The sequence below is a fragment of the Marivita sp. genome, from assembly GCF_020055675.1.
Lineage (GTDB): Bacteria > Pseudomonadota > Alphaproteobacteria > Rhodobacterales > Rhodobacteraceae > Marivita.
Genome location: NZ_JAIPUS010000004.1, coordinates 53498 through 78512, shown reverse-complemented (window position 1 = coordinate 78512; position 25015 = coordinate 53498). Strand labels below are relative to the sequence as shown.

Here is a 25015-nt window from a genome sequence, read left to right as displayed (position 1 = left end):
CCCACTTCGATTGAAAATGCTCAGGTGTCATAGCTTTGCGTGCACCAATTGTTGTGTGTAGCTGTGTTGCGGATCCTGGAAGACCTGATCGGCCAGGCCTTCTTCAACCACCGCCCCGCGCCGCATGACCATCACGCGATCCGACAGGGTGCGGATCACGCCAAGATCGTGGCTGACGATGACCATGGTAATCCGGCGTTCCTGTTGCAGCCGTTTGAGCGTGTCCAGCACCAGCGCCTGCACGCTGACGTCCAGCCCCGTGGTGGGTTCATCCAACAGCAAAAGCGCGGGCTCGAGCGCGATGGCCTTGGCCAGCTGCACCCGCTGCTGCATGCCGCCCGACAGCTCGATGGGCGGGGCATCCATGCGGTCGAGCGGAAACTCGGACGCGTCGAGCGCATTGCGCGCCTTGTCCCGCAAGACCTCGAAACGGCGTTCGCCCGCAACCAGAAGACGTTCCGCCACATTGCCGGATGAGGAATGACCCATCAAAAGGCCAAGATGCGGGTTCTGATAGACGATGCCGATCCGCGTCGCGCACAGCATCCGGCGCCCGTAACGGTCCAGATCGAACAGGTTGCCCTGCACATCCGGCAAGTCCAGCGAATAACTGCCTGCGTCCGGGGTTTCCTCAAGGTTAAGGCAGCGCAGGAAGGTGGACTTTCCCGACCCGCTTTCGCCCACGATTCCCAGAACTTCGCCGGGATAAACCGTGGCCGAGACATCACGCAGCGCCTGCACATCGCCATAGGATTTCGACAGGTTGCGCGCCGTGAGAAGAGGTTTGGTCTCGACAAATCGGGGGGCATCTAGCGTCAGCGTCATTGGGCCATCTCCCCGTCAGTGTACCAGGTCTCGCCGATCCGGGCCGCGTCGCCGTCGCGGCGGTGGATCGTCTTGACACCCAATTCGCTGTCCGAGACCTCAAAGCTCGACGTGCCATCCTCCTGCGGGATTTCATTCATGAAGAACCCCCGCGCGCCCGAACGGGTGCAGACCAGCCTGCCGTGGTCCTCCACCCGGAAAGGCACATCGTCAAAGACCAGTGGTTCCACACGTGTATAGGGCGGCACCGCGTGCAGTCGTTTTTCGCGGCCGGCTGACAGGATCGTGAGATGCGCCGCCATATCCATCTTGGGCACGTCCCAGCGCGGAATCGGAGAGGGCGTCATGACGAAGCGACCGTTGACAAGGCTTGGATAGCTGGCCCCCTGCATCACCCGGCCCGAGCGCACGATCTGTTCGTAGAGCTGCAACCACATGCGCCCGTAATCCGCATCCGCGTGCATTTGCCGGGCGATGGACATGTTTGGCTGCACCGGGCGCAGGGGTTCGGGGTTGGGCACCTGCAGGACAAGCACCTGATCCTCGCGCAGCTTTTCCTCGGGGATGCGGTGGCGCGACTGGATGAGATCGGCCTCCAGCGTGTCCATGGTGACAGGTGCGCCCGACACCCGCGCCAGAAACTTGCGGATCGAGGCGGCGTTGACGCTGTCATCGGCGCCCTGGTCGATCACCTTCACGCGCATGTCCGGGTTGATGAGCGTACAGGAGACCTGCAATCCGCCGGTGCCCCAGCCGCGCGCCATGGGCACCTCGCGGCTGGCATAGGGGATCTGGCATCCGGGCACCGCGATGGCCTTGAGCGTCTTGCGCCGGATCTCGCGTTTGGCGGAGGCATCGAGGAATCCGTAGGACATCGGCTCCCAAGACTTTGTCAGCGTTTCAAGGCTCATTCTGCGGACTCCACCTGTGGGGAAATGTCGGTCTTGGGGGCGCGTTTGGCCTGTGCCGCCTTCTTGGCTCTGGCGTCGTGCATGGCATCGAGGCTGGACTGGAAGGTGACGTAGTGCGGCAGCTTGAAGTGGATGCAGAAGCCCGAGCTTTCGACGCCTTCGGTGTGATAGAGGAAGAATTCCTCCTCGGTGGCAGACCCTTTTGGCGCACCCTTGGCGTTCAAATCCAGCGTCGCAGCCGCGATCACCTTGACCTCGTTCCAGCCAAGGGTCGCGGCATAGCCCAAGCCAAGGTCCGAACCGCTTTTCGAGACAACTTCGGCCTGACTCACCTTGACGCGGCCAGCGCTGAATTCGGTGCCGCGCGGATGACGGACGCGGATATCGGCTTCGGCCAAACGGAGTTCATTGACCGTCGGATGGTTCTGCCCGTAGCCCCGCTGCGCGGCGTATCCCAAGGCGAGAACGCCGCCGGTTTCGGCCCGTGCAAGGCTTTGCAGCGTATGGGCGCGCTTGGCCGGAAAGAGAAGCGGCTCTCGCGTGATGTCAGGGATGGTGTTGCCGCTGGCCGTGTCTGGCTCAGGCGCCGTCAGCAAGTCGTTCTCGGCCTGCCATGCGGCGACAGACGGCTGCTGCGCAGGGGAAGGTCGGGATGCCGGCTCGACCGGGGTCGGCAGGAAATTCTCACCCGACAACACCTCGGTCGCCAGAATACGGTGCGCATAGTCCAACGTCGGTCCGAGCACCTGCCCGCCTGGAATATCCTTGAACGCCGCCGAGATGCGGCGATGGGTGAACAGGTTTTCCTGTGTGACCGGCTCGGCCACGGTCAGGCGGGGTTGCGTCGTGCGCCATGCCCGCAAGAGCAACACAGCCTCATAGAGCTCACCCCCTGTTTGGGCCAGGGCCAAAGCCGCCAGGTCCTCGTCATAGAGCGAGGCCTCCCCCATCACCCGGTCCACCAGGTAGGGCAGCGCCTTGCGCATTTCGGCCACCCGGTCGGCCGTGATCTCTCCCATCTCGGCCCGGAACAGGCGCTCGGATTGTTCTATCGCCCGCTCTCCGCCCCGGGTTGCCACATAGGCCATCAGATCACCTCCACTTGACTCGAGCGCGGTACGCCCAGAACCTGCGCACCCGCCACAAGGAAGAGTTCGAACCCCATCGGGTAGCGCATCAACCGCGCCCGCATTTGCCAGAAGCCATCCGGCAGCCCGGCCACTTTCACGTCAACCGCGCCGTTGCAGCCCGGACCGCTTATCCGCAGGGCCGCCCCCTGTCCAAGTCGTGCGTTGCACACCAGCGTCGCGCCCGTTTCCGGATAAAGATCGGATCCCAGGGCGATCTGCCTCAAAGCGTCCGCGCCCGGCAGCATGTCAAGAAACAGGTGATCGGCTTGCTCTTGTGTCACCAAAGCGGCACCGGTGGCGGCCGCAATCCGGGCAAGATCAGGGTCGGCGCAGTGGACATTACATTCGCGGTCCAGCAGCGCCTCGACGATCCCCGCCTGCCCTGGTGCGGGCAGATCACGGGTCAAACCGGGGCGCGACAGGGCCCACATGAGCGCCTCGAAGGTGGCGTTGGTGCGCGCCTCGAACTCGGACGGAGCGGGGTGGGCTGTCATCAGAAGGTCTCCATATCCACGCGTGTCGCCTCGACCCGGCACAGCGTTTCGCGATCCGTTTCGGCCTGCGCCGCGGATTCCGCTTCAAGAAAGGCGGCGCAGGCCGGTTTGGCCAGACCCAACGCGACCGCCAGATCGATCAGCGCCATGGCCATCGCAGCCTCGAGATCACGGCCCCGGCGCATCCCGTAGCCGTCCTGGCCGCCCGCCGTGATGCGCGCCTCACTCATCAGGATTTCACCAAGGTGAAAATGGGTACCCTGCGCGGTGTCACGCATGGGCAGCATCACAAGGCCGGTGCGGTTGTCCAACACTTCGACCTCGGGCAAGGCTGGGATCAGGTTTTCGGCGAAGGCTTTCAGTCGGGCGTCATCGGCGCGCGCCAGCGTTGTCAGAAGCGCAGCATGGCCCCATCCAGGCAGCGTGTCGGGCAAAGTGGTCACGGGTCGGTCTCCATGTTGGAAATGTCAAAAGTGACCCGCGCTGCGGACCAGATCACCTCGCTATAGGCGATCGGCGCACCGCCCAGATCCGCATCGATGGCCTGCACGACGATCACCGGCATATCCGGGTGTTGGTTCAGCATTTGCGCCTCATCGGCGCGGGCCGGCCGCGCATGGATCTGCGTACTGGCACGTTTGTAGTCCTCGATGCCGTAAGACGCATAGACCGCACTGACCGATCCCATGATCTCGCGCCGGTCCGAGAATTCCGCGAATCGGGCCGCCTCGTGGTAAATAGTCCCGAAAGACACCGGGACGTCGTTCGCAAAGGAACGCCTGCGGGTGGCGATCACCTCCGTGCCTTCGTCCAAAGCCAGCGCTTTCGCGATCCGAGGTGACGCCGCGCAGGTCTCGGCCCAGAGTCTTTCGCCGGTCACATCCACGCCTTGTGCGGTCATGTTGCGCCGCATCCGGGTGCGTGGGCCGATGGTGTACGTCAGGCGTGGCCGACTCTGCACGAAAGTACCGCGCCCCTGTTCGACGCTCAGCAGGCCCTCTTTGCCCAGCTCGATCACAGCGCGCCGTATCGAGTGTCTTCCCGCGCCATAGGCTTGCGCCAGCTCTGGCTCTGTGGGTAATTTAGTACCTGGTTCCAGCACGCCGCTCTCGATATCCTGTTTAATGGCTGCGCGAATGTTGCGCCAACGGTCTCTTATCATAGCTCTATTCATCCGAATGAATTTTCAATAGGCCTTGGATGTTACATCTATGTGTCAATTGCAAAACAGTTTCATTGATTCTCGATTATGAGAATGGCGATCGGCCCGCCCGTCGATTGCGCCACGGTCACTGACAGTCGCCCGACCCAATCTGGACACTGCATTCGTCAGGTCGTCGGGGCCGTCCATGTCAAGAGGCCGGAAATTTTCGGCTTGCCCTTGAGGACGTTCTGTCCATTTCCAGGCGCGATGCAGGGAGGCCGCGGCGGCCCGAAATCACGGGCTGTCGGACATCGCGCGGCTGACCGAACCCATGCCATCTTCGCCCTCAGGTCCGCCGCAGCATCTTGGACAGGTTACCCCAACTGCGGGTGTTCACGATATTCTCTGCCGCAAGCCAGCCGCGCCGGGCCTGGTCGATGCCGTAGCGCATGTTGTCCAGCCCACCGGTGCTATGCGCATCGGTGGAAATCGCGATATCCACCCCCGTCTCTGCTGCCAGCCGGCAATGAACATCCTTCAGATCAAGACGGATCGGGTTGGCATTGAGTTCGAGCACGCAACCCCGGTCCTTCGCGGCCGCCAGAACCTGTTCCATGTCGAGGGCAAATGCCTTGCGTTCCCCGATCTGCCGCCCGGTTGGATGTCCGATGATCGACACCAGCGGGTTGTCCATGGTGCGGATTAGACGCTCGGTCTGCTTGTCTTCGGACAGGTCGAGTTTTGAATGGACCGACGCAACAACAAGGTCGAGCCGTTCCAGGAGCTTGTCTGGAAAATCGAGGCGTCCGTCCTCCAGAATATCGACTTCGCAGGATGCCAGAAGGCGGAAGCCGTGAAACTCGTCATTCAGTTCCGCGATTTCATCCACCTGCCGATGGAAAGCGTCCTCGCTCAGACCCCCGGCCTGCGTCTGGCTTTTCGAGTGATCGGTGATCGCGAGATATTCATAGCCCTTGTCTTGCGCCACCTGCGCCATTTCTTTCAGACTGTTCTTGCCGTCAGACGCGGTTGTGTGGGCGTGCAGATCGCCCTTGATGTCCTCTGATTCGACAAGTTCCGGCAACTCCCCGTTTTCGGCGGCTTCGATCTCGCCACGGCTCTCGCGCAGAACCGGATGAATCCAAGGCAGGTCGATCCCGTCATAAACCTCTTTCTCGGTCGCACCGGCAATTCGCGTCTCGCCATCGAAGAGGCCGTATTCATTGAGCTTCAGTTCGCGGTCCTGCGCGCGCCGGCGCCCGGCGATGTTATGCGACTTCGAGCCGGTGAAGTAATAGAGCGCGGCACCCCAGCTTGGTTCCGGGATGACACGCAGGTCCACCTGAAGGCCCGATCGCAGCGTGACAGTCGAGCGGGTCTTGCCCTTTGACGCGATATCCTCGACCTCGTCATACTCGGTGAAGCAGTCGATGATCGCGCTGCCATCCTCGCCTTGCACGAGAATGTCCAGATCGCCGACCGTCTCCTTGCGGCGGCGGTAGCTACCGGCGATCTCGGCTTTCGAAACGCCCTCGATATTGCGGATCCACTCCATAAGCGGCGCGGCGAAATCCTCGGCCACGTCCAGCCGCAGCCGCTCGTCCTCGATCACGCCCTCTTTCAACTCCTTGCGGATACGGGTCTGGGTCTTCTCGCCAAACCCTTCGATTTCGGCGATGTCACCCTCCTCGGCCGCGTCCCTCAGATCGTCGACCGATGACAGGTCCAGCGCCTTGAACAGCGCCCGCGCGCGTTTCGGCCCGATACCGGGGATGCGCGTGGCCTTGACGATGGCTTCCGGCACATCGTCAGAAATCTCTTCCAGAAGCGGCAGTTGCCCTGTCCGCACGATCTTGGCGATCTTGTCGGCAAGGTCTTCACCTATATCGGGCAGGTCCGACAGGTCTGCGCCTTCCTCCAGCATGTCCTCCAACGACCGGCCAAGGTCGCGGATGGTGTCGGCCGCGTTGCGATAGGCCCGCACACGAAACCTGTTGGCGTCCTCGATTTCCAGAAGATCCGCCACATGGTCGAAAATCGTGGCGATCTCGCTGTTATGTACCGGCATACCCCACCTCCTCAGCCCAGCATCTTTGCAAATGCGTCCTCATCCAGCATCTCGACACCTTCTTCGCGCGCATCCTCGCGTTTCGAGCCGGGGTCGGTGCCGACGACAACGTAGTCGGTATTGCCACTCACACTTGACGTCACACGCCCACCGCGGCGCTCGATCTCCTCGGTCGCCTCCTCGCGCGTCCATTCCTCCAGCGTGCCGGTCAGCACGAATGTCTGGCCTTCCAGCGACCGACCCGCCCGCTCGACGGGCTGCGGCGCGACACCGGCGTCCAGCAGTCGCGCGACCACGTCACAGTTGCGTTCTTCAGCGAAAAACGCGGCCACGCTCTGCGCGGTTTCCGCGCCGATGCCGCCGATCTCCTCGATGTCAGACGCGCTCGCCTCCTTCACGGCCTCCAGGGTTCCGAAGGCCATGGCCAGCCGACGCGCTGCGTCTGCGCCCACATGAGGAATGCCGAGCGCGCGGAGGAACCGGTCCAGCGGCACCTCGCCGCGCGCATGAATGGCGTCTTGAAGCGCCTCGGCGGAGGCCTCCGCGAAACCATCGACCGCGGTCAGCTCCTCCACGGAAAGCTCGTAGAGGTCCGCGATATCCTTAACCATATCCCGCTCGACAAGCTGCTCGGCGGTCTGTTCCCCGAGGCCCTCGATATCCATGGCCCCCCGCGCACCGTAATGGACCAGTTTCGCGGCAAGCTGCGCGGGGCAGGCCACGCCCGCAGGGCAATACGTCAGTGGCCCACGCCGCTCGACCCTGGCGCCACAAGAGGGGCAGCGGTCTGGCATCTCGAACGGGTCGGACCGCTCCACGCCCGGTTTCGGCACACGTTCCGCCACTTCGGGGATCACGTCGCCCGCGCGTTCGATCCGGACGGTATCGCCGACACGCAGGTCATTGCGGTGGACTTCCTTGATGTTGTGAAGGGTCGCCCGCGCCACCGTCACGCCGCCCACATCCACCGGGTCAAGCAGCGCAACCGGCGTCAGGGCACCGGTGCGGCCGACCCCGACCACGATATCCGCAATCCGTGTCTCCACTGTTCTGGGCGGGAATTTCCAGGCGATCGCCCATCTGGGGCTGCGGCTGCGCTGCCCCAGTTTTTCACGTGCCTTGCGCGCGTCAAGCTTCAGCACGATTCCGTCGATCTCGTAATCGAGTTCCTCGCGCCGATCCTGCATGTCGTCATGAAACGCTTCTGCATCCTCGAGAGTCTCACAGCGCGCCCTGTCTCCGAGAACCGGAAAGCCGAGATCGCGCAGCGCCTCGAGCAGCTCCCGCTGGCCGGGGGCGTTTTCCGTATCGATCCCGGTGGCATCGTAGAAGGTGACAGCGAACCGGATGCTTTCGGCCTCGGACGGGTCGAGCCGCCGTAGGATACCGGCAGCGGCATTGCGCGGATTGGCGAATGGCGCGTCTCCGCGCTCCACGCGGGCCTTGTTGACCTTCTGAAAGCTGGATTTGGGCAGGATCACCTCGCCCCGCACAGCCAGGTCTGCACGAACCTCGTCCGCCTCTTTCAGCCTCAGCGGAAGCGCATGCACCGTGCGAAGCGTGTGCGAAATATCCTCGCCCGTCTGCCCGTCACCACGGGTCGAGGCACGGCAGAACCGCCCTTCCTCGTAAACCACCTCGATGGAGAGGCCATCGAACTTTGGCTCTGCCAGCAGAGTGACGTCGTTGTCTCCCACAGTCTCGCACACCCGGTCGATGAAATCTGCGATCTGATCCTTGTCGCGCCCGGCATCCAAACTGAGCATCGCGGTCACGTGCTCGACCTTGCCAAGTTCGGATTCCGGCTCTGCGCCGACACGCTGCGTCGGAGAGTCCGGCGTCACGATTTCGGGATGATCTTCCTCAAGGTCTTCCAGCTCGGCGAAGAGCCTGTCGTATTCCCGGTCCGAAATCTCGGGCTCATTCTCGACGTAATACAACCGATCATGGCGATTGATCCGCTCGCGGAGTTCCTGGGCCCGCTTGGCGGCATCAGACATATCCGGCATAGGCAATCAATTCCTGGCGCGCGCCCGTCGCGCATCAAAGGGTTGGAGAGCGGGACGCATGAATGCACATCAACACACCCCGCTTTTGCCCGACCAGGGGCGGACGCCGTAATGGCACGATCCGTCCGCCCCTGGCCGCGACAATGGCGTCAACCGGCCACGGGCGGCACCGCATACCACGGCCAGGCGATGGCCAGCAGTCCCAGCCAGAAGAACACCAGAAGAAGAATGGCAAGCGCCGCTGCAACGCCGCTGGGCGCGTAGCGCCATCCACCGCCCCGGCGATAGACCCATCGCTCCCTCGTATAGGGCCAGGTGGGCCAAGCAAATACGGTGACAAGCAGCAGGAAGACAAAGAACCAGAACCAGAAAATATCGATCATGTCAGACCTCGGTCATTTCATTGTTTAGAGTTGCGAAAACCTGCACGCCTGATGTCCCGTCCCTGCGCCTGCCTTCGGCGCTGGAAGTGCGTCTTGCAGCGAAAAGCCGGCGAGACATTGTGGCGTCACAGGTGAAGCGGACGGGGCTGGTCTCGCCGGGATTGAAATCCGGACTTGTCGGTATCGGCATGAACATCTCCTTTGCTTTCTCGGGGCGGGGTATCTGGCAGCCCGGCTGTGCGCGGCTCTGTCTCAGGTCCCGAAGGGATAGGTCTCGGGCAGCCCCTTTGCCCGACCGGCTCCGAGCGGCGAAACCGCCGTTGTTTCATCCACCCAGATATATTCATTGAACTGACGCGGCAGTTCGGCCTCGAAGTAGTGGCTGGCAAGCTCGGTCTCGGGGCGGTAGATCACCCCGATTGCCCGCTCCAACCTCGGCTTCGACAATTCCGTCGCGACATCCAGTTCGCGTCCCGCTCGCAGCGGCAGGATGAGCCCCGGCAGACCGGAGAGGTGGAATTGCCGCTCATAGCTTTGCGCGTGGGCGGGACTGACCTTCTTGACCTCCATGGGCCCGTTCCAGTCACTGGCCGCGGCGACCGTGCCATGATCGGTGCCCATCCCGATGCGGTAGCTTTCGTTGCCGAACCCGCGCGCGCAAAGTTCGCCAAGGTTGCGCTCCCCCCGGCGTGACATTTCTGTCGCGCGGGCATCGCCGATATGCGAATTATGCGCCCAGACCACCGCGCGCGCACCGTCTCCTTGGAAATTCATCACGTTCTGGAGGGTCTGGAACATGTGATCGTCGCGGAGGTTCCACGACGCGCGGGAGCCGTAGTACATGATCCGGTAATACTTCTCCGCATTGGCCACGAGCGCAGCGTTTTGCGCCGCATCCAGAAAGCGCTCACCGTCGCTCAGCGCGTATTCCTGGCGATTCTGCATCAGATCGACCAGCATCGCGGTCACATCTTCCTCACAGTTGCGAAAACTATCGCTCAGGGCCGCGTGGCCATACGCCGCCGGATCGGCTTCCCAAGGGCTGAGACAGCCATAGCGGTGACGCGCGATCCGGGCGAGTTCGGGGTCCACATCCTCCAGATAGTCGATGGTCGCCTGCGCCGAGTTGAAGAGGCTATAAAGGTCGAGGCCGTAAAACCCAGCCCGCGTCTGCGGGGCGCGCGACGCGTTCCAGTCATGCAGCCAATCGGCAAAGGCCCGGACCTCTTTGTTGCGCCACGTCCAGGTGGGGAAACGGGCAAACGCCTCCCACTCCGACGGTGGCGTTTCGCGGTGGCGCACGTAGTGGTCGATGCGGGCGGCGTCGGGCCAATCGGCCTCGGCGGCAACAATGGTAAAGCCCTTTTCCTCGATCAACCGTTTCGTGATGAGCGAACGCATCCGGTAGAACTCTGACGTGCCGTGGCTCGCCTCGCCGATCAGCACGACCCGGGCATCGCCAATGCGATCCATCATCATGTCGAGCGGCGCGCTCTTCACGTCTTCGAAGGGCTCGGCATGTTCACGGATCATGCCCGGCAGACCTTCTGCCTGGCGCGGACGATGCTGGATCAGGCGGGGCGGGGCCGTCTGCATATCCGCCAGCTCGCCTTCCCAGCCCTGGTCCCCGATCAGGGGCACGAACCGCACATCGGCCAGATCTTCGCGTTCGAATTGCCCCTTGTCGCCCCGTGTCACGCGCACCAGTTCCTGCGCGCGCTGATCGGCGCCCACCGGCACGACCATGCGCCCCCCGGTGGCGAGTTGGGACTTGAGGGCTTCGGGCAGGCGCGGCGCCCCGGCTGACACGAGGATCGCATCGAACGGCGCTTCGTCCTGCCAGCCCCGTGTGCCGTCCCCGTGAAAGATATGGACATTGGTGTAACCGGCGTCGTGAAGCGCCGCCGAGGCTTTGGAGGCCAGTGTTCCGTGCCGTTCGATGGCAAAAACCTCGCCAGCGATCTCGGCCAGAATGGCGGCGGCATAGCCCGACCCGGCGCCGATCTCGAGCACCTTTTCACCGCCCTTGAGACCCAGCCCCTCGACCATGTAGGCCACGATGTAGGGTTGCGAGATGGTCTGGTCCGCGTCGATGGGCAAAGGGCGGTCGGAATAAGCCTCGCCTTTCAAGCGGTCCGGCACGAAACGCTCGCGCGGCACGCGTCCCATCGCATCCAGAACCAGCGGATCACTTACCCCGCGCGCGCGGATCTGGCGTTCGACCATCTCCGTGCGAAGATCCTCATAATCCGTCATGTCACATCTCCTTTCTGGGTCACCCTTGAGTGCAGAATGGCAGCCGACCGGGGCTACCCTCGGGCTGCGGTCTGTCCGGTTCGACTCTGGGTCGGAACCTCCGGTGGCGGACCGGGCGGCACTTCTCCGGGGGGCTGTGGCACGTCTGGCGGCATTTCGGGCGGGATTTCCCCCGGCGGCTCGGGATATTCATCCGGCGGGTTTGGTGGCCTCTCTTTTGGGGGCGCGACCGGCTCTTCCGGTGGCGCAGGTTCCGGCGTCGCAGGCTCGGGGGGCTCCCCCTCAAAGCCAAGTGTTTCGCCGTTTTGCCGAGGAGATTCGGATTTTATCGCCATGAAAAGTGCTTTCCCTTGTCAGATTCGCAGGAACCCTGAAGCAAATGCAGGGTCTCACGCATTGATCACGGTTAAACGCTTCGCCCTGCGATCCTTGCGAGGTCATCCGAGAGCGACACTCCGATCAAGGCTGCCACACAGCGGGGACGTCCCGCCGCGCAACAAGGTGAGCGAGCCCGTTCGGGGGGACCGGCACCCCACCTGACGCGCTGCCTCATGCCGCTGTTGCAGTACAAGTCGATCCATCCCGACGGTTCAGATGTCTCGAACAGCCTCACCACGCCGCATTTCGGGCGTGCCGTGTCTCAGGGGCGCGGCCAACACCGGGATACCTCGGCTGTCGCTCATTCATGCGTTGATTTAACTTCGATCAAGGCCAACGCCGGCCCCCTTGCAGTACCGTCGACGCGCAAGCAGCGGAGGCGGCACATGCAAGTGCAGGACAAGCCAGCGCAGGACAAGGACGTGGGCCACATCATCGCCATCGAAGGGGGCATCGCGGATGTCCGCTTTGCGCATGGCCTGCCGATGATTGCGTCGCGGCTTGTCACGCTGAGCGATCCGGAAATCACCATCGAGGTAGCCAGTCTGCCCGCGCATGACATCGCTCGCGGCCTGGTGATGAATCCGAGCGGCGATCTGCGCTTGGGGCTGGAAGTGAAGAACACTGGCCAACCCATCGAAGTGCCGGTCGGCGAGGCGGTGCTGGGGCGGATGTTCAATCTGTTTGGCGACACCATCGACGATGGCGACCCGTTGGACGATGTCGACCGCTGGCCAATCCTGCGCGACCCGGTGCCCTTGTCGCAGCGCCGGGTCGAAGGCGATGTCTTCGAGACCGGGATCAAGGCGATTGACCTGCTCAGCCCGCTTGAGCGCGGCGGCAAGGCGGGGCTTTTCGGCGGGGCGGGCGTCGGCAAGACCGTTCTAATCACCGAGATGATTCACAACATGGTCGCAGCATATGAAGGCGTCTGCCTGTTTTGTGGCATCGGCGAACGCTCCCGCGAGGCCGAGGAGCTTTACCGCGAGATGGGGGAAGCTGGTGTTCTGGACAATACGGTTATGGTGTTCGGTCAGATGAACGAAAGCCCCGGCGTCCGGTTTCGCGTTGGCCATGCCGCGCTGACCATGGCCGAGCATTTCCGCGACGAGCAGCGCCGCGATGTTCTTGTGCTGATCGACAACATCTTTCGCTTTGTGCAGGCGGGATCCGAGGTGTCGGGGCTTTTGGGGCGGATGCCCAGCCGGGTGGGATATCAGCCAACACTTGGCACCGAACTGGCCGAACTTGAAGAGCGAATCTGCTCGACCGATCGTGCCGCCATGACATCCATTCAGGCGGTTTATGTGCCCGCCGACGATTTCACCGATCCGGCCGCCACGCATACGTTCTCGCATCTGTCCGCCTCGATCGTGCTGTCGCGCAAGAAAGCATCCGAAGGGCTTTATCCCGCCATCGACCCGCTGCAATCCTTTTCGCGGATGCTGACCCCCAGCACCGTCAGCACAGAACATTACCGGGTGGCGCGCGAGGTGCGCAACACGCTGGCGGAATACGAAGAGCTGAAGGACATCATTGCCATGCTCGGGTTGGAGGAGCTGTCGGAAAAGGACCGCGCCACCGTGCGGCAAGCGCGTCAGCTCGAGCGGTTTCTGACCCAGCCTTTCTTCACCACGGAGGCGATGACCGGCACGAAAGGCACCCTTGTCGCACTGGAAGACACGGTCAAAAGCTGTGCGCGCATTCTCGATGGGGAATTCGGGGACCGCGACGAGGGCGATTTCTACATGATCGGCACAGTCGACGACCTTGAGGACAAAGGGGGGTCGAATGGAGCTTAGGATCATCACGCCGGAACAGGTCACGCGGCATGATCACGTCTGCCGGATCGTGGCAGAGGCCGCGAACGGTGTCTTTGGCATTCTGCCGCGCCACATGGACCATGTCACGCAACTGGCCGCCGGGGTTCTGGTCTTCGAGACAGAGGCTGGCGAGGAACAGTTCGTAGGGGTGAATGCCGGAACATTGGTGAAAGCCGGGCCAACGGTGATGGTCGCCGTGCGTGATGTGATCGCAAGTGACGACCTCGGACATTTGCGAGAGCGGGTCGAGGCCGAATTCCGCCGCCACACAGACGAGGAGCGCGAGGCGCGCTCGGCACTGGCGCGGCTCGAAGCGCATATGATCCGCCGGTTCCGCGAATTGCAGGGAGTGAACCAGTGACCCGAGATTCCGAAGACGACTCTCAGACCATTGCCCGCAAAGCCGCCCGCATGCAGGAGGCGCGAAAGCACCGCAAGCAAAGCGCTTGGCGCGGGCTGGGCATGTTCGGCCTTGTCGGCTGGGCCGTGGCCGTGCCGATCATCGCTGGCACCGCACTGGGCCGCTGGATCGATGCACGCTGGCCGGGAGAGACCTCCTGGACGCTGGCCCTGCTTTTGGCGGGCGCCTTTCTGGGTGCACTCAACGCGTGGTTCTGGGTGCAACGGGAGGGGCGCGATGATTGAGTCCGACGAGCAATATGCCGCGATGCTCTTTCTCATGGGTCTGGTAAGCCTGCTGGCGGTGCCAATGCGCGCGTTGTTTTCCCGCGTTTCCATGCCCAGCATGATCGGCTTCATCCTGCTTGGTGTGACCCTGTCGATCGGATCCACCATGACCGGGTTCGCGGGCGACACGCTCGACGAACAGGTGCCTTTCCTCGCCAAGATCGGCATTGTTGTGCTGTTGTTTCGGATCGGGCTCGAAAGCGATCTGGACACGTTGCGCCGTCAGCTCGGACCCGCAGCGCTGATCTGGCTGCCAAACATGGTGCTCGGCGCGGCCGCTGCCTTTGTGCTGGTGATCTTCTGGCCGGGGCTTGGGCTCATCCCGGCGCTTTTTACGGGCGTTGCCGCAAGTGCAACAAGCATCGGCGTCTCTACCGGGATCTGGGAGGATGCAGGCGCGCTTGACAGCGACACGGGCGCCCTGCTGCTGGATACCGCGGAACTTGACGATATCTCTGCCGTGGTATTGCTTAGCGTGTTGTTCGCGGTGGGGCCGCTGCTGAAACAGCCCGAAGGGACGGCGATCCTTGCGCCGGCGCTGAAAGCCGGGGCGATACAGCTTTTGCTGACGGCTCTGTTCAGCATTGCCTGCTACCTGTTTTCGCGCTGGCTGGAAAAACCGCTCTCGGACGGTTTCGCCAAGCTGTCGTCCACATACGGACCGATTGTCTTTGCGACCGGCGCGGCCTTTATCATCGCGTCCACGGCCGAATTCATGGGGCTTTCAATGGCCATTGGCGCGCTTTTCGCGGGGCTGGCTTTCAGCCGCGATCCCGCAGAACGGAATATCGATGAGGCATTTGGCTTTCTGCTGGCTGTGTTCGGACCGTTCTTTTTTGTGGCCATAGGTCTTTCGGTCGACATGACCGCTCTGGACGGCGCTATCGGGCTTTCTGCCGCACTCGCCCTTATGGCCGTGGTTGGCAAGCTATTGGGCGCGGGCGTTCCTGCCGCGGTCATGCTTGGATGGCGGCCGGGCGCCCTGATCGGGTTCAGCATGGTGCCGCGCGCCGAGATTTTTCTGCTGGTCATGCTCTTCGGGTTGACGCTCGGGGCTTGGGCCGTGCCACAGGCGCTCTACAATGCCGCTGTGCTGACCAGCATCGCAACCTGCATCATCGGCCCGGTCATTGTCGGGATGATGCTTCACCCGAAAGCTGGGAAAGCAACATGACAGAAAGCTTCGCAATATGCATCGGTGGTGCCTTTGGCCTGCTTTACATGGGGGTTTTGTGGGCCGCCGTGCGCATTCTGACATCGGGACAGAGCGTGTGGCTCTTTGCAGCCCTGGGCCTTCTCCGGGCGGGTCTGCTTGTGAGCGCGCTTTGGCTGGCCATATGGAGCGGCGCAACAGCGGTTGATATTGCCTTTGGTACGCTGGGCTTCATCGCAGTTCGGCTATTCGCCACACGGTTTGTCAAACCTGCACAGGCGGGGGGCGCCTCATGGAAATAAGTCCCGACGCCTGGGTTCTCTACGAATGGCAGGGGCTGAGGCTCAATGCGACCATCGTGTTCACGTGGGGCGTCATGGCGCTTCTGGTGCTCGTGTCATGGATCATCACCGCGCGGCTGAGCGAGGGCGAAACCGTGTCGCGTTGGCAGGTCATGCTGGAGGTCGTCGTCACCACAATCCGTGACCAGATTGACGAGGTCGGCGCGGCGGACCCGGCACGCTACCTGCCCTTCATCGGCACGTTATTCCTGTTCATCGCCACCGCCAACCTGCTGACCATCCTGCCAGGATACCAGCCGCCGACCGGGTCGCTCTCGACCACGGCGGCGCTGGCGATCTGCGTGTTGATCGCGGTGCCGCTGTTTTCGATCACCCGGCGCGGTTTGGGCGGCTACCTGAAATCCTATCTTCAACCCAGCCCGTTCATGCTTCCGTTCAATCTGATCAGCGAACTGTCGCGCACCATTGCGCTGGCGGTCAGGCTGTATGGCAACGTCATGAGCGGCACGGTGATTGTCGGCATCCTGATCAGCGTGGCCCCGTTCTTTTTCCCGATCCTGATGCAGTTGCTTGGCCTGCTGACCGGCCTGATCCAGGCCTATATCTTTGCCGTTCTGGCGATGGTCTATATCGCCTCGGCAAGCCGGGCCCAACGCAAGACCGATCCGGCGGCAGATACCGAAACCCCCCGCACATCGCGAGAAGGAGATTGACCATGGACCCCGCAACAATAATCGCCGCAATCTCGATCGTCACGGCCGGTCTGACCATCGCCATCGGCTCGATCGGGCCGGCGCTGGCCGAAGGGCGCGCGGCCTCGCGCGCTTTGCAGGCCGTGGCGCAACAACCCGACGCCTCGGACACCATCACGCGCACGCTGTTCGTCAGCCTTGCGATGATCGAATCCACGGCGATCTACTGCTTTGTCGTGTCGATGATCCTGCTCTTTGCGAACCCGTTCGTCGATGCGACCGCCTTGGGCGGTGGAGGCTGATCCATGCAGATTGACTGGCTGACCGTTGCCGCCCAGATCGTCAACTTTCTTGTTCTTATCTGGCTGCTGCAACGGTTTCTCTACCGTCCCATAACCAACGCCATGGCCCAGCGCGAGACGCGCATCGAAGAGCGGCTTTCGGATGCCAAATCCCAGCGCAAAGACGCCGAGGAGGAGGCCGAGAAGCTGCGCAAGAAACGCGAGGAGCTTGAGGAGGCGGAACAGGACATGCTTGAGGAGGCCCGCACAGAGGCCAATGAGCTCAAGCAGCAGCTAGAGCAGGACGTGCGCGACGAGGTCGAGCAAAAGCGCAAGAACTGGCAAGAGACGCTGGAGGATCAGCGCGCCGATTTCATGCAGAACATGCAGCGCAAGGCCGGGCACAAGGTGCTGGACATCGCGGGTCGGCTGATGGCCGAATTCACCTCTGGCGCGATTGATGACCAAGTTGCAGACGGGTTTGTTGCAAAGCTAACGGATCTGGACCCAGAGACGTGCAAGAAGATGACTCGTGCCGCCAACAACGCCGACAGCCCCGCACTGGTGGAAAGCGCGACCAAGCTGGATACCGCGGCCCGCCAGAAGATCACCCGCACGCTGCACGAAGAGTTCGAGACCGACATCGAGGTGGAGTATTGGGAAGACGAAGAGATGCTGCTCGGGGTGCGCCTGAGCATTGGCGAACAGACCGTGGAATGGTCCGCCGCCCGGCACCTCAAGCGCCTGAACCGTGAACTTGACACGCTTCTGGAGTCTGCCGGCCCGGCCAAACGCAAAGAGGCGACAGATTAGCTGTAAGGTAGCGTGAAAATGCTCAAAACTCTGGGGGAAAATCTGTTCAATCCACTGGACACGGCGCTTGAAAACATCAAGCCGCGTCTGGAGGTGACCGAGGTTGCGCATGTCGTTTCGGTCGGGAACGGCGTGGCGCAGGTGGCAGGTTTTACCGATCTTCATGCCAACGAACTGGTAGAGTTCGAGGGCGGGCTGATGGGCATCGCATCAAACCTGCGCGAGGACCGTGTCGGCGTGATCGTTCTGGGCGATACAGGTGATCTGCGCCCTGGCGACCGGCTGCGTCGCACGGAACGGGTGGTGGATGTGCCGGTGGGTGAGGCGCTGCTGGGCCGGGTGCTCGACCCGCTGGGGCGTTCACTGGACGATGCCGGGTCCGTCGAAAGTGATGTGCGGATGCCGGTCGAGCGGAACGCCCCGCCGATCATGCACCGCGATCCCGTGAACGTGCCGTTGCAGACAGGGATCAAGGCCGTGGATGCCGCCATTCCCATCGGACGCGGCCAGCGTGAACTGATCCTGGGGGACCGCCAGACCGGCAAGACCGCCATCGCCGTAGATGCCATTCTCAACCAGACGGACACCGACGTGATCTCGATCTACTGCGCCATCGGGCAACGCGCTTCGGCGGTGGCGCGCGTCCTGCGCAGCCTGCGTGATCACGGCGCAATGGACCGCACCATCGTCGTCGTTGCCAGCAGTCAGGACGCGCCGGGGCTGCAATTCGTGGCCCCCTATGCGGCCACCACCATGGCCGAGCAATTCATGGCACAGGGGCGCGATGTGCTGATCGTATATGACGATCTTACGCGCCACGCGCGGGCCTATCGGCAACTGTCGCTGCTGCTGCGCCGTCCGCCGGGGCGCGAAGCCTATCCCGGCGACATTTTCTATATCCATTCGCGGCTGCTGGAACGTGCCACCCACCTGCGCAAGGAACAAGGCGGCGGCTCACTGACCGCGCTGCCGGTGATCGAAACGCAGGCACAGAATATTTCGGCCTATATCCCGACGAACCTTATCTCGATCACCGATGGCCAGATTTACCTGTCGCCGGATCTGTTCGAGAAGGGCCAGTTGCCAGCTGTGGATGTCGGGTCTTCGGTCAGTCGCGTTGGCGGCAAAGTACAGCTTCCGGCGTTCCGGGCGGTCGCAGGCAATCTGCGGCTGATGTATTCGCAATTCGAAGAACTGGAGACCTTTGCGCGCTTCGGCACGCAAATGGATGACGAAACGCGGCGCAAACTGACGCGCGGTCTGCGGGTGCGAGAAGTGCTCAAACAGCGCGAACAGCATCACCTTGCCGTGCCCGAACAGATCGCCGCACTGCTGGCCGCGACCGAGGGGTTGTTTGACGAGATTGATCCAGAGAATGTGTCCGCCGCCGAAGAGCGTGTTCAACACGCCGTGCGCGACCAATGCCCCGACATCTGCGAGGCGATCGAAGCGGGTGAAAAGCTGACCGACGATTACCGCGCAGCCCTGCTGGAAACGATGCGCGCGGCATTGGAGGACACCGAAGAGGATGGCGCTGATGCAGACGCTTGAATCCCTCTCCGATGCTCTGGACACGGCCGGGGACATACACTCGATCGTGCGCACCATGAAGGCGCTGTCAGCCGCCAGTATCCGGCAATTCGAGCAGGCCGAGGAGGCCTTGGGCGATTACGCGCGCACGGTTGATCTGGGCCTGACGGCGCTGCTGCAGGATCGCCACGCGCGCGGCCTGCCCTTGCCACGCACTGGCGCAGAGGGGTCTTCTCGCACGGCACTTATCGTCATCGGCTCCGAGCGGGGTCTGTGCGGGCGCTATAACGAAACCGTCGCGAACCATGCTCTGAAACAGATCAACGGTCGCGACACCCTGCTGGCCGTGATCGGCCTGCGCGCCGCTGCCCAGCTGGAATCGGCTGGCCATCACGTCGACATTCTCTTTACCCTCCCCGGCACGGCGGCGGGCCTGTCCGATCTGGTGCAGTCCGTGATCGTTCAGAGCGACAAGTGGCAGCGCGAGGAGGGTATTGGCCGCATTCGGGTCGTGCACAACCGGCGCGAGGGGCGCATCCTGTCAAAACCGGTCGATCGGCAGTTGTTGCCGCTGCCGGATGCTTATCTGGAATCGCTGCTAAATGCGCCGTGGCCGGGACCGGGGCTGCCCTTCTTCCGAATGTCCCCGCCCGCGCTTTTGTCATGGCTGGTGCAACAACGGCTCTTTGTCGTGCTCTACCGCGCCCTGGCCGAGGCACTGGCCAGCGAACACGCAACACGTCTGGCGGCGATGCAGGGGGCGGAGCGCAATATCGAGGAACGACGCGAGGACCTGATGCAGGATTACCGCGTCAAGCGGCAAGAGACGATCACCCGCGAATTGATGGATGTCGTCTCGGGATTCGAAGCCGTGAGCACGGTCGAGGAATAAGACCGTGCCGAGCGATCAGGTGTGATCCCCGGCATCCCGAAGCTTGGACAGGAACGCCTCGATCCTGTCATCCAGTGCGCCGCTGTCTCCGATCTCGTCTTCATTGACCACAAGCGTGGCCAGCGGCGGATGTCCCAGCCGGCGCTCCATCCGTGACAGGGCGCCGGCCGCTCCAACCTTGCCCTGGGTGCAAAAAAACGCCACGCGATCGAGGGCGTCGCGATGCCTGTCGATATACGCATTCACAGCAGGTGCCGGGGCTCCGGCCCAGACCGGTGTGCCAAGGATGACCAGGTCAACCGTCGACGGGTCATGCAGCGGTGCGGCGATGGCGCTCTTGCTGCCCAAAAGCGCGCTCACCGCGCCTGCGGCAGTGCCAAGCAGACCGCCGCGAGCGCCTTGTTCCACGATGGGTTCAGCCTTGGTCCCCAAGCGGTCGGCGATAGAGGTCGCGACAGTGGCCGTGTGTCCGGTAAGCGAATAACTGGCGACAAGCGTTGTCATGGGATCGGCGGTCCTATTCGGCTCTGGTGTCAATTTGGTCGGAGCGATCATCGCCCGCGACTGTCTCGGGCCTTTACTTGTACGCGGTCGCGGCGATGCCTTGCAGGTCTTCCAAGGTCATGCCGTCACAGGGGTCCTTTTTCAGGCGCCATACCGAGCCATTCCCTCGCCGCGTCCTCGTTCTCGTGCAAAAAGAACCGCATTTCGGCCCCGGTGAAGGGGACAGCCAGCATGGCGCCCCATTTTTCCAGCGTGCTCTCGCCGATCACGGCAATGCGGCCAAACGCGTCCTGCCGCTGCATGCTGAAAGTCATTTCTTCCCAAAGACCGCCAATTTCCCAACCTTCGCAATCCTCGAGCCGGATCATTACCTTCAGCGGGTCGTCGGCCAGTTCCAGGGCCTGCTCGATTTCCGGAACGGCCAAATCAACGTCCCGGCGGCTGACCGTTCCTGTCACGCGGATCACGATGCTGTCGTCTTGCCGGCTATGCTCGATCTCGATCATCAGCTTTGTTCCTCAATCTCGCTGGATGGCAGAGGCCATGGCGATCTCGGCAACACCGAGAAAAATCAGATCGATGCCGACCAGCAGCCCGACGGCCCACATCGCGGTATCGGGCAGACCAAACAACAGGAGCCCTCCCAACAGTAGCGACAGCGCACCGGAAAACCCGATCCAGCCCCAGCCGGGGAACGGCCGCAGATCGAAACCCGCGACCAGCTTGAGCGCGCCGCCAAGCAGAAAGAAGATGCTCAGGACGATTGTCAGCGTCACCATTCCCTGCAATGGCCAGCCCAGTAGAACAGCCCCCGCCACCAAGGCCACGAGACCGAAAAGCACGTTCCAGGTCAGGCTGCCGTTGCGCCGCATCGCAAAGGCCCGAACCAGTTCCAATACCCCCGAGACAGCAAGGAGTGCGCCGATCACAAGCTCCGTGGCGAGAGTCGCGGCAAAGGGAAAGAGCACTGCAAGCACCCCCATGACAATCGAGACGATACCCGCGATCCAAAGCCAAGTCCTAAGCCCGCGCGGTGTGGTGGCTTGGATCATATCCTGATCTGTCATCTGCTTTCCTTCCTGCTCGGACGAGAGCTATTAATCTTCCACGTCATTGTCAGAGGTGCCAAAGACCGCGCTCCATGCGTCTTTCACCTCGGACCAGGCATCGGCCACGCCGTCCTGAAGCTCGTCCCAGGCCGAAACGCTGCCTTCTTGCATGGCGCCGAATGCTTCGCTCAGCTCATTCCTGCGGTCGCGCAGCGCTTCCAGTGTCTCGCGTGTCTGCTCTTGACTGGCCTCCGACATATCGGCCCAATTCTCACGCGCCCGCTGTTCAAGCGTGGCGATCTCCGCATCGATTTGCGAAAGCGTCTCGCGTATCGCATCCACAGCCTCATCGCGCTGGTCCTCGGAATAGGCGCGGATCGTCTCGAACGCCTCATCGAATTCGGCTTGGATTTCTTCGGCAGTGACACGCTCGGTGTCCTGCGTCTCTTCGGACGCCTCCTGCGCCGCGAGCGGCGACGCGAGGATGACCGCGAGCATGCTCGCGGTCAATGTGCGGGTGATCGGTGTCATCATCGTGGTCATCTGGATATATCCTCTGCACTTTTCGAGTGCCCTTTGGAGGGCTGGCGCGTGCCGAGCCGGCGGGCTTAGCGCGCGGTGTAGCCACCATCGATCACGAGCTCTGATCCGGTCACGAATTTCGCATCGTCGGAGGCAAGATAAGCAATGCCCGCCGCGATATCCTCGGGCTCGCCGACATGGCCGATCGGGTGCAGATCATCGAGTCCCTTGCGGAACGCCTCGACCCCTTCTTCAGAGCTTTTTGCCAGCCCCTCGACAAGCGGTGTCCAGATAAAACCGGGATGAACCGAGTTCACGCGGATCCCTTCCTTGGCGTACAGCAGCGCGTCGGTCTTGGTCATGAGCCGTACGGCCCCCTTGGAGGCGTGGTACGGTGGGAGATCCGGCGCGCCGACAAGTCCATAGATCGACGACAGGTTGACGATGCTGCCGCCGCTCGCCTTTTTCAGGTGCGGTATAGCTGCCTTGGTGCAGTAAAATACGCCGTTCACGTTGATATCGATCACCTTGCGCCACTCTTCCTCACTGATCTCGTGGGTTGGCGTGTCGACACCGGAAATGCCGGCATTGTTCACAACGACATCGATCTGGCCGAACTTGTCGGCGACCGCATCGAAAACCTGGTGCACCGCGTCGGCATCGGCCACGTCCAGCGACCAGGCGTCGGCGCTGCCACCCTGGGCCGTGATCTCCTCGCGGACTGATTTCGCATCACCGTGATTGATGTCGGTGACGGCGACATGCGCACCCTCGCGAGCCAGCCGCAGGCAGGCGGCCTTGCCAATGCCATTGCCACCACCCGTGACAAGGCAGGTTTTCCCGTCGAGACGTTTCATGGACTGATCCTTTCAGTTTACCAGATGTGAGCTTAGGGGCGCCTGTGCAGCGGCAAGCCGCCGCCGGCAAAGAACATCGCCGTAAGAGCGATTCGGCATGTGCCCCAGGCGCAGGGCATCGATCGTCGCGCGTGCGCTGTCGGGATCAGGATCCTCGAGAGCCAGGGTCAACCGGCTCCAGCCAGAAACGGTGACACGGCATATCTCGGCGCGGCTGCTGCCCTTGCGGAACAGGAGCCGCGACTTGCTGACCCCCATCGGCAGGATTGCCGGGCTCGTATTGCCCAACCGCGCCACGAGATGACCCGGAGATCGCCCCGCATCAGGCGCCAGCCCTGTCAGGCCCAACGTCTGTGCCAAGGCCCGCAAGGCTCTGAGAGGGAGCGGAAACAGCGGATAGGCATGGTTGGTCCAATGCTGTAGCGGGCCAAGGTCCTGACCTCGGCGTTTCACTTCGAGCCGATTTCCGGCGCGCAATTTCACCAATCTCGATGGGCTGTTCTGTGTCAGCAGATAGAGGTCTGTTCGCCGCTCAGCGCCGACAAGCGGCCAGGATTTCTGAAGCAGCGCCGCCGCCTGCGGCACGTCATGCGGCCATACCCGAAATTCATATCGCCCCGTCGCGCTTTCCTGTCCCGTCAGCCCCGTACCCGGTCGTGCAGGGGCGTCGTCTCCGAGAAGCACGAAACTTTTCGTAACCATGATTCCATAACCTCCATCACGAGCCTTCGGTGCCGCTTGCCACCGGACATGCCGCCGGTCGAAAGCCGGGCGAGGTATGTTCGCCTCACGCAATCGCAAGCCGTTGGCCGCGCACGGATCCTTGACAGTCGTCTGTCGGACACGCCGACTGCAGATCGATTTCACCCTTGAAATTACCGTTCTCTAGTCATGCCAACATTAACGCGGGTTAATGAGACCGGGCCGAAATCACCTCAGTGTGTCCAGCAAGCCCTGCGGCGGCCGGCTCTGCATTGATGCCATCGTGCCGGGGGTTGTGAAAATCATGTGTGTGCAGCCCCGACCGACGCAGAGGATCCACGACCCGTCGGTCAGGTCTGCCTCACCTCTTTCGGGCTTTTCAAGAACCCCGATCGAACAGCAGGAGCGAAAGGCGGCGCATCATGAAAGACACCGATATTGTCCTTTGTCATCCCGTTCGCACAGCGATCGGAAAATTCGGTGGCAGCCTCAAGACAATCGCTGCGCCTGATCTGGGCGCACAGGTCGTGGGCGAAGTGCTGCGGCGCAGCGGCGTTGCGCCGGACAAGGTGTCTTCTGTGGTCTTTGGAAACGTGATCCAGGCAGGCACCGGCATGAACCCGGCGCGACAGGCCACGCTGAACGGGGGTCTTCCCGAGGGTGTCCCGGCGATGACCATCAACCGGGTTTGCGGCTCCGGAGCCGAGGCGATTGCCTCTGCTGCCCGCAGTCTGCGGCTGGGCGAGGCCGACTGCGTCATCGCCGGCGGCATGGAGAACATGGACCAAGGCCCCTACCTGCTGGACCGCGCCCGCTGGGGTTACCGGATGGGACCAGGCAAAATCGAGGATGCGATGCTGCGCGACGGGCTGAACGACGCCTTTTCCGGCAAACATTCCGGCTGGCACACGGAAGACCTGGTCGCCGAACCCGATATTTCTCGCGAGGCGCAGGACACTTGGGCCGCGCGGTCACATCAGCGGTTTTCCAAGGCCGAGGAGGCCGGCCATTTCGCGGGTGAAATCCTGCCCATCGAGGTCACGTCGAAATCGGGCAAATCGGACTTCAAGGAGGACGAGTCAAACCGCCCGGACGCCACCGCCGAGGGACTCGCCAAGCTGCGCCCCGCCTTCCGCGAGGACGGCACCATCACCGCCGGCAACGCGCCGGGGCTCAACTCTGCCGCCTCTGCCATGATTGTCACAACCGCGCGCTTTGCCTCCGAACACGGCCTGGACGTTGCCGCCAGGCTGGTGGCCACCGGTGTGGGCGCGGTCGCACCGGGCATGTTCGGCCTTGGGCCGGTGCCTGCGGTCCATCAGGCGCTCGACCGCGCCGGATGGTCGGCAGGCGATGTGGAGCGCGCCGAGATCAACGAGGCGTTTGCGGCCATCGCCATTGCAGTAACGAACGAGTTGGACCTGTCCGAGGACATCGTCAATGTCGAAGGGGGCGCCATCGCGCATGGCCATCCGATCGGGGCGACCGGGGCGGTGCTGACCACCCGATTGCTGCATTCCATGGCGCGCGACGACATCCGGCGCGGCTTGGTCACGCTTTGCATCGGTGGCGGCCAGGGCATTGCCCTGCTGCTGGAGCGCGACGCCTGA

Annotated in this window: 27 protein-coding genes; 11 read left to right on the top strand and 16 right to left on the bottom strand. The window is 62.7% G+C overall.

What is annotated here, in order from left to right; translation table 11 throughout:
• Window positions 1-27: 27 nt before the first annotated feature.
• The 10 genes from LCF59_RS04655 to LCF59_RS04610 form a co-directional block, all read right to left on the bottom strand.
• Window positions 28-825 carry an ATP-binding cassette domain-containing protein gene (locus LCF59_RS04655; RefSeq protein ID WP_292286080.1) on the bottom strand — a complete coding sequence of 266 codons (798 nt, stop codon included), beginning with the start codon at window positions 823-825 and terminating at the stop codon, window positions 28-30.
• Window positions 822-1736, bottom strand: coding sequence for an alpha-D-ribose 1-methylphosphonate 5-phosphate C-P-lyase PhnJ (locus LCF59_RS04650; RefSeq protein ID WP_292286078.1), 915 nt, complete (start codon window positions 1734-1736; stop codon window positions 822-824). The genes LCF59_RS04655 and LCF59_RS04650 overlap by 4 nt, the downstream gene beginning before the upstream one ends.
• Window positions 1733-2824, bottom strand: a complete 1092-nt coding sequence (locus LCF59_RS04645) for a carbon-phosphorus lyase complex subunit PhnI (protein WP_292286076.1) — start codon at window positions 2822-2824, stop codon at window positions 1733-1735. Before LCF59_RS04645 ends, LCF59_RS04650 begins: the two co-directional genes overlap by 4 nt.
• Entirely contained in the window at window positions 2824-3360 is a 537-nt protein-coding gene (gene phnH, locus LCF59_RS04640) for a phosphonate C-P lyase system protein PhnH (RefSeq protein WP_292286074.1), read from the bottom strand. Before phnH ends, LCF59_RS04645 begins: the two co-directional genes overlap by 1 nt.
• A complete protein-coding gene (locus LCF59_RS04635; protein WP_292286072.1) occupies window positions 3360-3803 on the bottom strand; it encodes a phosphonate C-P lyase system protein PhnG in 444 nt (147 codons plus the stop codon). The genes phnH and LCF59_RS04635 overlap by 1 nt, the downstream gene beginning before the upstream one ends.
• The gene (gene phnF, locus LCF59_RS04630; RefSeq protein ID WP_292286070.1) at window positions 3800-4522 is read right to left on the bottom strand and encodes a phosphonate metabolism transcriptional regulator PhnF; all 723 of its coding nucleotides are present in this window, start codon (window positions 4520-4522) and stop codon (window positions 3800-3802) included. Before phnF ends, LCF59_RS04635 begins: the two co-directional genes overlap by 4 nt.
• Before the next feature lie 328 nt (window positions 4523-4850).
• Window positions 4851-6572, bottom strand: coding sequence for a DNA polymerase/3'-5' exonuclease PolX (polX, locus tag LCF59_RS04625; protein ID WP_292286068.1), 1722 nt, complete (start codon window positions 6570-6572; stop codon window positions 4851-4853).
• 11 nt (window positions 6573-6583) lie between these two features.
• Window positions 6584-8581 (bottom strand): NAD-dependent DNA ligase LigA, encoded by a 1998-nt coding sequence (ligA, locus tag LCF59_RS04620; protein ID WP_292286066.1) that lies wholly within the window; start codon window positions 8579-8581, stop codon window positions 6584-6586.
• Between the two features lie 149 nt (window positions 8582-8730).
• Entirely contained in the window at window positions 8731-8964 is a 234-nt protein-coding gene (locus LCF59_RS04615; protein ID WP_292286064.1) for a hypothetical protein, read from the bottom strand.
• Between the two features lie 252 nt (window positions 8965-9216).
• Window positions 9217-11220 carry a protein-L-isoaspartate(D-aspartate) O-methyltransferase gene (locus LCF59_RS04610; RefSeq protein ID WP_292286062.1) on the bottom strand — a complete coding sequence of 668 codons (2004 nt, stop codon included), beginning with the start codon at window positions 11218-11220 and terminating at the stop codon, window positions 9217-9219.
• 764 nt (window positions 11221-11984) lie between these two features.
• Between LCF59_RS04610 and atpD the strand changes: the two genes are divergently transcribed.
• The 10 genes from atpD to LCF59_RS04560 are packed head-to-tail and all read left to right on the top strand — an operon-like array spanning window position 11985 to window position 19771.
• Window positions 11985-13400 carry a F0F1 ATP synthase subunit beta gene (gene atpD / locus LCF59_RS04605; protein ID WP_292286060.1) on the top strand — a complete coding sequence of 472 codons (1416 nt, stop codon included), beginning with the start codon at window positions 11985-11987 and terminating at the stop codon, window positions 13398-13400.
• A complete protein-coding gene (locus tag LCF59_RS04600) occupies window positions 13390-13782 on the top strand; it encodes a F0F1 ATP synthase subunit epsilon (protein WP_292286058.1) in 393 nt (130 codons plus the stop codon). The genes atpD and LCF59_RS04600 overlap by 11 nt, the downstream gene beginning before the upstream one ends.
• The gene (locus tag LCF59_RS04595) at window positions 13779-14066 is read left to right on the top strand and encodes an AtpZ/AtpI family protein (RefSeq protein ID WP_292286056.1); all 288 of its coding nucleotides are present in this window, start codon (window positions 13779-13781) and stop codon (window positions 14064-14066) included. Before LCF59_RS04600 ends, LCF59_RS04595 begins: the two co-directional genes overlap by 4 nt.
• Entirely contained in the window at window positions 14059-15282 is a 1224-nt protein-coding gene (locus LCF59_RS04590; protein ID WP_292286054.1) for a cation:proton antiporter, read from the top strand. The genes LCF59_RS04595 and LCF59_RS04590 overlap by 8 nt, the downstream gene beginning before the upstream one ends.
• Window positions 15279-15563 carry an ATP synthase subunit I gene (locus LCF59_RS04585; protein ID WP_292286052.1) on the top strand — a complete coding sequence of 95 codons (285 nt, stop codon included), beginning with the start codon at window positions 15279-15281 and terminating at the stop codon, window positions 15561-15563. The genes LCF59_RS04590 and LCF59_RS04585 overlap by 4 nt, the downstream gene beginning before the upstream one ends.
• Window positions 15554-16276 (top strand): F0F1 ATP synthase subunit A, encoded by a 723-nt coding sequence (locus tag LCF59_RS04580; protein ID WP_292286050.1) that lies wholly within the window; start codon window positions 15554-15556, stop codon window positions 16274-16276. Before LCF59_RS04585 ends, LCF59_RS04580 begins: the two co-directional genes overlap by 10 nt.
• 2 nt (window positions 16277-16278) lie before the next feature.
• Complete coding sequence (locus LCF59_RS04575; RefSeq protein WP_292286048.1) at window positions 16279-16557, top strand: F0F1 ATP synthase subunit C; 279 nt, start codon at window positions 16279-16281, stop codon at window positions 16555-16557.
• Between the two features lie 3 nt (window positions 16558-16560).
• Window positions 16561-17349 (top strand): F0F1 ATP synthase subunit delta, encoded by a 789-nt coding sequence (locus LCF59_RS04570; protein ID WP_292286046.1) that lies wholly within the window; start codon window positions 16561-16563, stop codon window positions 17347-17349.
• Window positions 17350-17367: 18 nt separating this feature from the next.
• The gene (locus tag LCF59_RS04565; protein WP_292286044.1) at window positions 17368-18900 is read left to right on the top strand and encodes an alternate F1F0 ATPase, F1 subunit alpha; all 1533 of its coding nucleotides are present in this window, start codon (window positions 17368-17370) and stop codon (window positions 18898-18900) included.
• Window positions 18887-19771: a F0F1 ATP synthase subunit gamma gene (locus LCF59_RS04560; protein ID WP_292286042.1), complete on the top strand. Its 885-nt coding sequence runs from the start codon at window positions 18887-18889 to the stop codon at window positions 19769-19771. Before LCF59_RS04565 ends, LCF59_RS04560 begins: the two co-directional genes overlap by 14 nt.
• Before the next feature lie 15 nt (window positions 19772-19786).
• Here LCF59_RS04560 and LCF59_RS04555 read toward each other — a convergent pair whose 3' ends face one another.
• The 6 genes from LCF59_RS04555 to LCF59_RS04530 form a co-directional block, all read right to left on the bottom strand.
• Entirely contained in the window at window positions 19787-20275 is a 489-nt protein-coding gene (locus LCF59_RS04555) for a hypothetical protein (protein WP_292286040.1), read from the bottom strand.
• A 125-nt stretch (window positions 20276-20400) separates the two neighbouring features.
• Window positions 20401-20781, bottom strand: a complete 381-nt coding sequence (locus LCF59_RS04550; protein WP_292286039.1) for an STAS/SEC14 domain-containing protein — start codon at window positions 20779-20781, stop codon at window positions 20401-20403.
• A 12-nt stretch (window positions 20782-20793) separates the two neighbouring features.
• Window positions 20794-21342: an HdeD family acid-resistance protein gene (locus LCF59_RS04545; protein WP_292286037.1), complete on the bottom strand. Its 549-nt coding sequence runs from the start codon at window positions 21340-21342 to the stop codon at window positions 20794-20796.
• Window positions 21343-21372: 30 nt separating this feature from the next.
• Window positions 21373-21867, bottom strand: a complete 495-nt coding sequence (locus LCF59_RS04540) for a hypothetical protein (RefSeq protein ID WP_292286036.1) — start codon at window positions 21865-21867, stop codon at window positions 21373-21375.
• A 65-nt stretch (window positions 21868-21932) separates the two neighbouring features.
• A complete protein-coding gene (locus LCF59_RS04535) occupies window positions 21933-22703 on the bottom strand; it encodes an SDR family NAD(P)-dependent oxidoreductase (protein WP_292286035.1) in 771 nt (256 codons plus the stop codon).
• Window positions 22704-22715: 12 nt separating this feature from the next.
• Window positions 22716-23405: a hypothetical protein gene (locus tag LCF59_RS04530; RefSeq protein WP_292286033.1), complete on the bottom strand. Its 690-nt coding sequence runs from the start codon at window positions 23403-23405 to the stop codon at window positions 22716-22718.
• A gap of 422 nt (window positions 23406-23827) precedes the next feature.
• On the opposite strand from LCF59_RS04530, the gene LCF59_RS04525 reads away from it, so the two are divergent.
• Window positions 23828-25015 carry a thiolase family protein gene (locus tag LCF59_RS04525; RefSeq protein WP_292286032.1) on the top strand — a complete coding sequence of 396 codons (1188 nt, stop codon included), beginning with the start codon at window positions 23828-23830 and terminating at the stop codon, window positions 25013-25015.

Coding starts and splice junctions, on each gene's coding strand:
- LCF59_RS04655 (WP_292286080.1), bottom strand. CDS start 825: ATGACGCTGACGCTAGATGCCCCCCGATTTGTCGAGACCAAACCTCTT.
- LCF59_RS04650 (WP_292286078.1), bottom strand. CDS start 1,736: ATGAGCCTTGAAACGCTGACAAAGTCTTGGGAGCCGATGTCCTACGGA.
- LCF59_RS04645 (WP_292286076.1), bottom strand. CDS start 2,824: ATGGCCTATGTGGCAACCCGGGGCGGAGAGCGGGCGATAGAACAATCC.
- phnH (WP_292286074.1), bottom strand. CDS start 3,360: ATGACAGCCCACCCCGCTCCGTCCGAGTTCGAGGCGCGCACCAACGCC.
- phnF (WP_292286070.1), bottom strand. CDS start 4,522: ATGATAAGAGACCGTTGGCGCAACATTCGCGCAGCCATTAAACAGGAT.
- polX (WP_292286068.1), bottom strand. CDS start 6,572: ATGCCGGTACATAACAGCGAGATCGCCACGATTTTCGACCATGTGGCG.
- ligA (WP_292286066.1), bottom strand. CDS start 8,581: ATGCCGGATATGTCTGATGCCGCCAAGCGGGCCCAGGAACTCCGCGAG.
- LCF59_RS04615 (WP_292286064.1), bottom strand. CDS start 8,964: ATGATCGATATTTTCTGGTTCTGGTTCTTTGTCTTCCTGCTGCTTGTC.
- LCF59_RS04610 (WP_292286062.1), bottom strand. CDS start 11,220: ATGACGGATTATGAGGATCTTCGCACGGAGATGGTCGAACGCCAGATC.
- atpD (WP_292286060.1), top strand. CDS start 11,985: ATGCAAGTGCAGGACAAGCCAGCGCAGGACAAGGACGTGGGCCACATC.
- LCF59_RS04600 (WP_292286058.1), top strand. CDS start 13,390: ATGGAGCTTAGGATCATCACGCCGGAACAGGTCACGCGGCATGATCAC.
- LCF59_RS04590 (WP_292286054.1), top strand. CDS start 14,059: ATGATTGAGTCCGACGAGCAATATGCCGCGATGCTCTTTCTCATGGGT.
- LCF59_RS04585 (WP_292286052.1), top strand. CDS start 15,279: ATGACAGAAAGCTTCGCAATATGCATCGGTGGTGCCTTTGGCCTGCTT.
- LCF59_RS04580 (WP_292286050.1), top strand. CDS start 15,554: ATGGAAATAAGTCCCGACGCCTGGGTTCTCTACGAATGGCAGGGGCTG.
- LCF59_RS04575 (WP_292286048.1), top strand. CDS start 16,279: ATGGACCCCGCAACAATAATCGCCGCAATCTCGATCGTCACGGCCGGT.
- LCF59_RS04570 (WP_292286046.1), top strand. CDS start 16,561: ATGCAGATTGACTGGCTGACCGTTGCCGCCCAGATCGTCAACTTTCTT.
- LCF59_RS04565 (WP_292286044.1), top strand. CDS start 17,368: ATGCTCAAAACTCTGGGGGAAAATCTGTTCAATCCACTGGACACGGCG.
- LCF59_RS04560 (WP_292286042.1), top strand. CDS start 18,887: ATGCAGACGCTTGAATCCCTCTCCGATGCTCTGGACACGGCCGGGGAC.
- LCF59_RS04555 (WP_292286040.1), bottom strand. CDS start 20,275: ATGACAACGCTTGTCGCCAGTTATTCGCTTACCGGACACACGGCCACT.
- LCF59_RS04550 (WP_292286039.1), bottom strand. CDS start 20,781: ATGATCGAGATCGAGCATAGCCGGCAAGACGACAGCATCGTGATCCGC.
- LCF59_RS04545 (WP_292286037.1), bottom strand. CDS start 21,342: ATGACAGATCAGGATATGATCCAAGCCACCACACCGCGCGGGCTTAGG.
- LCF59_RS04540 (WP_292286036.1), bottom strand. CDS start 21,867: ATGACCACGATGATGACACCGATCACCCGCACATTGACCGCGAGCATG.
- LCF59_RS04535 (WP_292286035.1), bottom strand. CDS start 22,703: ATGAAACGTCTCGACGGGAAAACCTGCCTTGTCACGGGTGGTGGCAAT.
- LCF59_RS04530 (WP_292286033.1), bottom strand. CDS start 23,405: ATGGTTACGAAAAGTTTCGTGCTTCTCGGAGACGACGCCCCTGCACGA.
- LCF59_RS04525 (WP_292286032.1), top strand. CDS start 23,828: ATGAAAGACACCGATATTGTCCTTTGTCATCCCGTTCGCACAGCGATC.